A 7,253-nucleotide genomic window follows, 5' to 3' on the forward strand; every position below is an offset into this window, starting at 1 on the left:
GCTGGTATAAGGTCGCCGATTGAAAATGGTTTAACGACATACGCCATAACTCCAGCATCACGCGCACGCTCGACGAGTTCGCGCTGGCTAAATGCAGTCAACATCAATACTGGTGCGATTGAGATGATCTTCTCTGCTGCCGAAATTCCATCGAGAACCGGCATCTTTACATCAAGGATGCACAAATCTGGCGCATGTTCTGTCGCGAGTGCGATTGCTTCTTCGCCATTAGTTGCTTCCGCGACGACTTCATATCCAGCTTCGCGCAACATTTCGACAAGGTCCATCCGGATAAGCGCTTCGTCTTCAGCGACAAGAATGCGTATAGCCATTTCTATTCATCCTTCCGGGATAGAAATTAAAAGCTGAGTGCCCCGAGTCGGATTCGAACCGACACTATGCAGTGTTTGAGACTGCCCTCTCTACCGTTGGAGTACCGAGGCGACAGCGGCAATCCTACCTGACTGAAAGGACTACTTGTATGCGGGTACTACGAGCACCGTCCAGCTTATTTATAAGCTGGCACAACACCATTAACAGCATCGCCCACAGTGTGAACACGCATAGCGTTTGTAGAGCCAGGAATTCCTGGAGGCGCACCAGCGATAATCATCACCTGGTCACCCATAGCAGCGCGCTTGGACTCAATCAAAATCTTATCTGCCTGCATCACCATGTCATCAGTGTGCTTGACCATTGGAGAGATCAAAGGCTCGATTCCCCAAGAGAGTGCGAGGCGGTTATAAGTTCCTGTCTCGGGTGTGATTGCAAGGATTGGAAGATGGGAACGAAGACGCGAGATACGTCGAGCTGAATCACCGGACTGTGTAAATGTCACTAAATACTTTGCGCCGAGAACTTCGCCTACCTCTGCAGCTGCCTTAGTAACAGCGCCGCCCTTTGTGCGTGGAGCGTGTGACAAAGGACGGATGCGATCGAGACCCTCTTGTTCTGTCTTTTCGATAATGCGCGCCATTGTCTGAACAGCTTCGATTGCGAAGTCGCCAACTGATGTTTCACCTGAAAGCATCAAAGCATCTGCGCCATCGAGAACGGCATTTGCGCAGTCCGTTGCCTCGGCGCGAGTTGGACGGGAATTTGTAATCATAGAATCGAGCATCTGAGTTGCGACGATTACTGGCTTTGCAGCATCGCGAGCGAGCTCAACGCAACGCTTTTGAACCATCGGAACATCTTCGATTGGCATTTCCACACCGAGGTCACCGCGAGCAACCATGATGCCGTCGAATGCATCAACGATTTCTTCAAGGTTAGCAACTGCCTGAGGCTTTTCAATTTTTGCAATAACAGGAACGTGAATTCCGACCTCATCCATGATTGCGTGGACATCTTTAATATCTGCCGCGTTTCGAACAAACGAGAGCGCGATGAAATCAGCACCCGCACGAAGTCCCCAGCGAAGATCGTCTGCATCTTTCTCTGACATTGCAGGAACAGATACCGCTACTCCTGGGAGGTTGAGTCCCTTGTTGTTGCTGACCATTCCCGGGAAGATGCACTTTGTGATGACATCGTTGCCCTTTACTTCAACAACCTCAACAGTGACCTTGCCATCATCAATCATAATGAAATCGCCAGGCTTGCAATCTCCTGGAAGGCCCTTATAAGTAGTACCGACGCGCTCCTTTGTGCCAGGAACTTCATCGGTTGTGATCGTGAAGATGTCTCCACGGAATAACTCATGTGGGCCATTCTCAAAACGTGCCAAGCGAATCTTTGGACCTTGGAGGTCAACGAGAATGGCTACCGCCTTGCCGGACTCTTTTGCTGCCTCACGAACACGATCGAGACGACCCTGATGCTCTTCGTAAGAACCATGGGAGAGGTTCAGGCGTGCCATATTCATTCCAGCTGCGATAAGTTCTCGCACCTTCTCTGGAGATTCAACAGCAGGACCCATTGTGCATACAATTTTCGCGCGGCGCATGATACGTACCTTATCTTCTAATAAATGGAGCCGGACATTACTGGCTGGTTTTTCGCTGTGATTTATCTGGCTTTAGACCAGCAGCTGACGTGTAGTCGGTTCGATCGGCGAAGGCAATTGCGTCTCCCCCATCAAATACTTGTCGACCGCTGCAGCAGCTGAACGTCCTTCAGCGATTGCCCAGACAATCAGCGACTGACCTCTACCAGCATCTCCTGCAACGAATACATCTTCCTGATTCGTCTGGAAATCTGCATTGCGGTTGATGTTTCCGCGATCATCGAGTTCAACTTCTAGTTGTTCGATCAACGCGGACTTTTCTGGACCTGTAAAGCCCATGGCAAGGAATGCGAAGTCTGCTTGGAGTTCGCGCTCTGTTCCTGGAACTGTTTCAAACTTTCCATTAACGAATTTCGTTTCAACAATCTTGAGTGCGCGAAGATTTCCATTGTCATCTCCGAGGAATTCTTCTGTAGAGACTCCGAAGATTCGGTTGTCGAGCTCTTCATGTGCTGATGAGATGCGGAAGATCATTGGGTATGTTGGCCAAGGCTGACCCGCAGGACGATCTTCAGTTGGGCGAGGCATGATCTCGAGCTGAGTCACACTCGCAGCGCCCTGACGAACAGATGTACCCAAGCAGTCAGCGCCTGTATCTCCGCCGCCAAGAATGACAACATGCTTTCCAGCAACATTGATGGGTGGGTTTTCTACTTCACCGAGCGCCTGCTTATTACCCCATGGCAAGAATTCCATCGCTTGATAGATGCCCTTGAGTTCGCGGCCCTTAACTGGAAGATCACGCCATTGTGTTGCTCCGACTGCGAGAAGAACTGCGTCGTAACGTGTGCGAAGGGCAGCACCAGTGATATCGACACCAGCTGCTACGCCGGGACGGAAACGTGTTCCCTCCTGCTCCATCTGCGCAAGGCGACGATCGAGAATGTTCTTCTCCATTTTGAATTCAGGAATACCGTAACGAAGAAGTCCACCGATCTTATCTGCCCGCTCGAAGACGGCAACGGTGTGCCCTGCACGAGTAAGTTGTTGTGCGGCCGCGAGTCCAGCAGGTCCTGAACCGATAACTGCAACGGTCTTACCTGTTAGCCGATCTGGAATCATTGGCTTTACTGCACCGAAACCAAAAGCTTCTTCAATTGTGCGCAGTTCAACTTGCTTAATAGTCACAGCATCGCGGTTGATACCAACAACGCATGCAGTCTCGCACGGTGCAGGACAGAGACGACCGGTGAATTCAGGGAAGTTGTTTGTTGCATGCAAGCGATCAAGTGCATCAGATTTATATCCGCGCCACATCAAATCGTTCCACTCTGGAATCAAATTTCCGAGTGGGCAACCGTTGTGACAGAAAGGAATACCGCAGTCCATGCATCGTCCAGCTTGCTTTTGCAAGTGCTCGAAGCTCTGTGGTTCGTAGACTTCGCGCCAATCTTTAATACGCACATCGACGGGACGACGCTTAGGTGTCTCGCGCGGGGTTGTCATAAAGCCCTTTGGATCAGCCATTTGCTGCAACCTCCATTACATATTGATCGACCGGTAATCCATCTTTCTCAGCTCTCTCAATCGCTGCGAGAACTCGTGCATAGTCACGAGGCATGATGAGTGAGAAGCGAGCAAGTGACGCATCCCAATCAGCTAGAAGTGCCTTTGCAACCTCTGAATCTGTCTCTTGTGCAAACTCTGAGACAGCTGCGTGAAGGCGTTCGCGCTCATCAGCAGGGACCGCGAGAACATCGACCATGTCTGCATTGACAAGTGCTGAATTGAGATCGAGAACGAACGCGCGTCCACCGGACATGCCGGCCGCAATATTGCGACCAGTGCTGCCAAGAATGACGACTGTTCCGCCGGTCATGTATTCGAGCGCATGGTCTCCCACGCCTTCAACTACCGCTGTTGCACCTGAGTTACGAACGCAGAATCGCTCGCCCACAAGTCCGCGAATAAATATTTCACCTGCAGTTGCACCGTAACCAATGACGTTACCTGCAATGACGTTGTCCTGCGATGGGAAAGTTGCTTTCTCGTCTGGACGTACAACAACGCGTCCTCCTGAGATTCCCTTACCGACATAGTCGTTTGAATCTCCGTAGAGCCTAATCACCATTCCGCGCGGAGTAAATGCTCCGAGTGATTGACCGGCAGAGCCGTGAAGGGTGATATCGATAGTGCCGGTTGGCAAACCTTCTGCACCGTACTTGCGAGTGATCTCTGCTCCCAACATTGTTCCGACTGTGCGGTTGACGTTGCGGACTGGAAGATCGATAGCGACCCTCTCCCCCCTTGTCAGTGCAGGAGCCGCCTTTTCGATAAGAGTGTTATCGAGAGCTGCAGCTAATCCGTGATCTTGAGTCGTAGTGCAATAGAGAGATGACTCAACATCTGGACGAACTAGAAGAGGTGAGAGATCAAGGCCGGCCGCCTTCCAATGATCGACTGCTTTCTTGGTATCAAGGTATTCCACGTGGCCAATCGCCTCTTGAATTGTGCGGAAACCGAGCGATGCCAGAATCTCACGAACTTCTTCAGCGATGTACTCGAAGAACGTCTCTACGAACTCTGGCTTACCAGAGAAGCGAGCACGGAGTTCTGGGTTCTGTGTTGCAACGCCTACAGGGCATGTATCCAGGTGGCAGACACGCATCATGATGCAACCGGAAACCACTAGTGGCGCTGTTGCAAAACCGAATTCTTCGGCACCGAGCAGCGCTGCGATCACAACATCGCGACCTGTCTTGAGTTGACCATCTGTCTGAACAACGATGCGATCGCGAAGTCCATTGAGAAGTAGTGTCTGCTGAGTTTCAGCAAGACCGAGCTCCCATGGAGCACCTGCATGCTTGAGAGAGGTCAGTGGTGATGCACCTGTTCCGCCATCGTGGCCTGAGATGAGGACAACATCGGCATGTGCCTTAGAAACACCAGCAGCAACTGTTCCGACCCCTACCTCAGCAACAAGCTTGACGTGTACACGTGCGTTCTTATTTGCATTCTTAAGATCGTGAATCAACTGTGCAAGATCTTCAATGGAATAAATATCATGATGCGGTGGTGGCGAAATAAGACCAACACCAGGAGTTGAGTAACGTGCCTTTGCAACCCATGGGTAGACCTTGTTGCCAGGAAGTTGTCCGCCTTCACCAGGCTTTGCGCCCTGTGCAATCTTGATTTGAATATCATCTGCGTTGACGAGGTAATTACTGGTTACACCAAAGCGACCTGATGCGACCTGCTTGATTGCCGAGCGTTTTGAATCGCCATTTTCGAGTGGAATAAAGCGAAGTGGATCTTCGCCGCCTTCACCAGTGTTGGACTTTGCACCAAGTCGGTTCATAGCTATGGCGAGAGTCTCGTGGACTTCCTGCGATACAGAACCATATGACATCGCACCGGTTGAGAAACGCTTGACGATTGATGAAATTGGTTCAACTTCGTCGATAGAAATTGGAGTGCGTTCCTTGAATTCGAAGAGACCACGAAGAGTCATCAACGCTTTACTCTGATCATTGACCTTTGATGTGTAACGTTTGAAGATGTCGTAACGCTTGTTACGTGTTGAGTGCTGAAGAGCAAAGACTGTCTCAGGATTGAACAAGTGTGGTTCACCATCGCGACGCCACTGGTATTCACCACCGACTGCAAGCTTCTTAGCTCCTGGAATTTCCCCGCCGACTGGATATGCCAAGAAGTGACGCTTGATTGTCTCTTCAGCAATGACATCGAGGTCAACTCCGCCAAGACGAGATGTTGTGCCGACAAAGAACTCATCGACAACATCTTGAGCTAAACCGATTGCCTCAAATACTTGCGCACCGGTATAAGAAGAGATTGTAGAAATACCCATCTTCGACATCACCTTAAGAACGCCCTTACCAAGCGCCTTAATAGTGTTGCGCACAGCCTTCTCTGGAGAGATTCCAGTGATGACACCTTGGCGAACAAGGTCCTCGGCAGATTCCATGACAAGGTATGGGTTTACCGCAGCTGCGCCATAACCGACGAGAAGGGCAACATGGTGCACTTCGCGAACATCTCCAGCTTCAACGATAAGACCCACTTGAGTGCGAGTCTTCTCGCGAATGAGGTGATGGTGTACTGCTGCAGTAAGAAGCAATGAAGGAATTGGACAATCTTCTGCATCGCCATCGCGATCAGAGAGGACGATGACGTGTGCGCCGTCTTTAATTGCCTGTGAAACTTCTTGCTTAATCTCTTCTAGACGCTGACGAAGAGTGTTGCCATCGCCTGTAACAGGGAAGAGTCCTCGAACTACATATGCTGCAAGTTCTGGGTACTCATCATCGACGTTGATATTGATGATCTTTGCTAGTTCGTCATTATCAATAACTGGGAATGCCAATGAGATTTGCTTACATGAATTTGGTCCTGGATCGAGCAAGTTGTGCTCTGGACCGATTGATCCGCCAAGGCTTGTCACAAGCTCTTCGCGAATCGCATCAAGCGGTGGATTTGTTACCTGAGCAAAGAGTTGTGTGAAGTAATCAAAGAGCAGGCGTGGCTTATTGGAAAGCGCTGCAATCGGAGTATCGGTTCCCATCGAACCAAGCGCTTCTCCCCCGGACTTTGCCATTGGAGCAACGATGATTTTGAGCTCTTCCTCTGTGTATCCAAATGCCTTCTGGCGGCGTACAACAGATTTGTGTGGATAGATGATGTGTTCACGAGCTGGGAGTTCGGATAACTTCACCATCCCATCTGAAAGCCACTGTCCGTAAGGCGCAGCATCTGCCAAAGTATCTTTGATTTCATCATCTTCAATGATGCGACCAGATTCGATATCAACTAAGAACATCTTTCCTGGCTGCAAGCGACCCTTGCGAACAATCTTCTCTGCAGGAAAATCAAGTACACCGACTTCTGATGCAAGAACAACAAGTCCATCATCTGTCACCCAGTAACGTGATGGACGAAGACCGTTGCGATCAAGAACTGCACCGACTTGGTGGCCATTGGTAAATGTCACACATGCAGGTCCATCCCATGGCTCCATCATTGAGGCGTGGAATGCGTAGAACTCACGGCGCTTGGCGGACATCGTCGCATGGTTCTCCCATGCCTCAGGGATCATCATCAAAACTGAGTGTGGAAGTGAGCGACCACCGAGGTAGAGAAGTTCGAGAACTTCATCAAATGATGCTGAGTCAGAGCCCGACATTTCAACTATCGGGAAGATACGTTCTAAATCTTCACCGAAGTATTCGCTCTTCAAAAGTGATTCACGTGCGCGCATCCAGTTGCGATTTCCCTTAACTGTATTGAT

4 protein-coding genes and 1 tRNA gene are annotated in these 7,253 nt (G+C 50.3%); all 5 read right to left on the reverse strand.

The features are described from left to right. On the reverse strand, positions 1-332 hold a 332-nt coding region (locus ACKOVI_RS04270), incomplete at its 3' end, for a response regulator (protein ID WP_509602806.1). Positions 333-370: 38 nt separating this feature from the next. Next, positions 371-443: transfer RNA gene (locus ACKOVI_RS04275), tRNA-Leu, on the reverse strand. A 65-nt stretch (positions 444-508) separates the two neighbouring features. Then, positions 509-1,948, reverse strand: coding sequence for a pyruvate kinase (pyk, locus tag ACKOVI_RS04280; protein WP_509602807.1), 1,440 nt, complete (start codon positions 1,946-1,948; stop codon positions 509-511). 72 nt (positions 1,949-2,020) lie between these two features. Then, complete coding sequence (locus ACKOVI_RS04285; protein ID WP_509602808.1) at positions 2,021-3,475, reverse strand: glutamate synthase subunit beta; 1,455 nt, start codon at positions 3,473-3,475, stop codon at positions 2,021-2,023. Continuing rightward, positions 3,468-7,253, reverse strand: a 3,786-nt coding sequence (gene gltB, locus ACKOVI_RS04290) for a glutamate synthase large subunit (protein WP_509602809.1), incomplete at its 5' end; no start/stop codon positions are given. The genes ACKOVI_RS04285 and gltB, both read right to left, overlap by 8 nt.

Origin of the sequence: Candidatus Planktophila sp. (assembly GCF_046070465.1) — a bacterium.
Taxonomy (GTDB): domain Bacteria; phylum Actinomycetota; class Actinomycetes; order Nanopelagicales; family Nanopelagicaceae; genus Planktophila.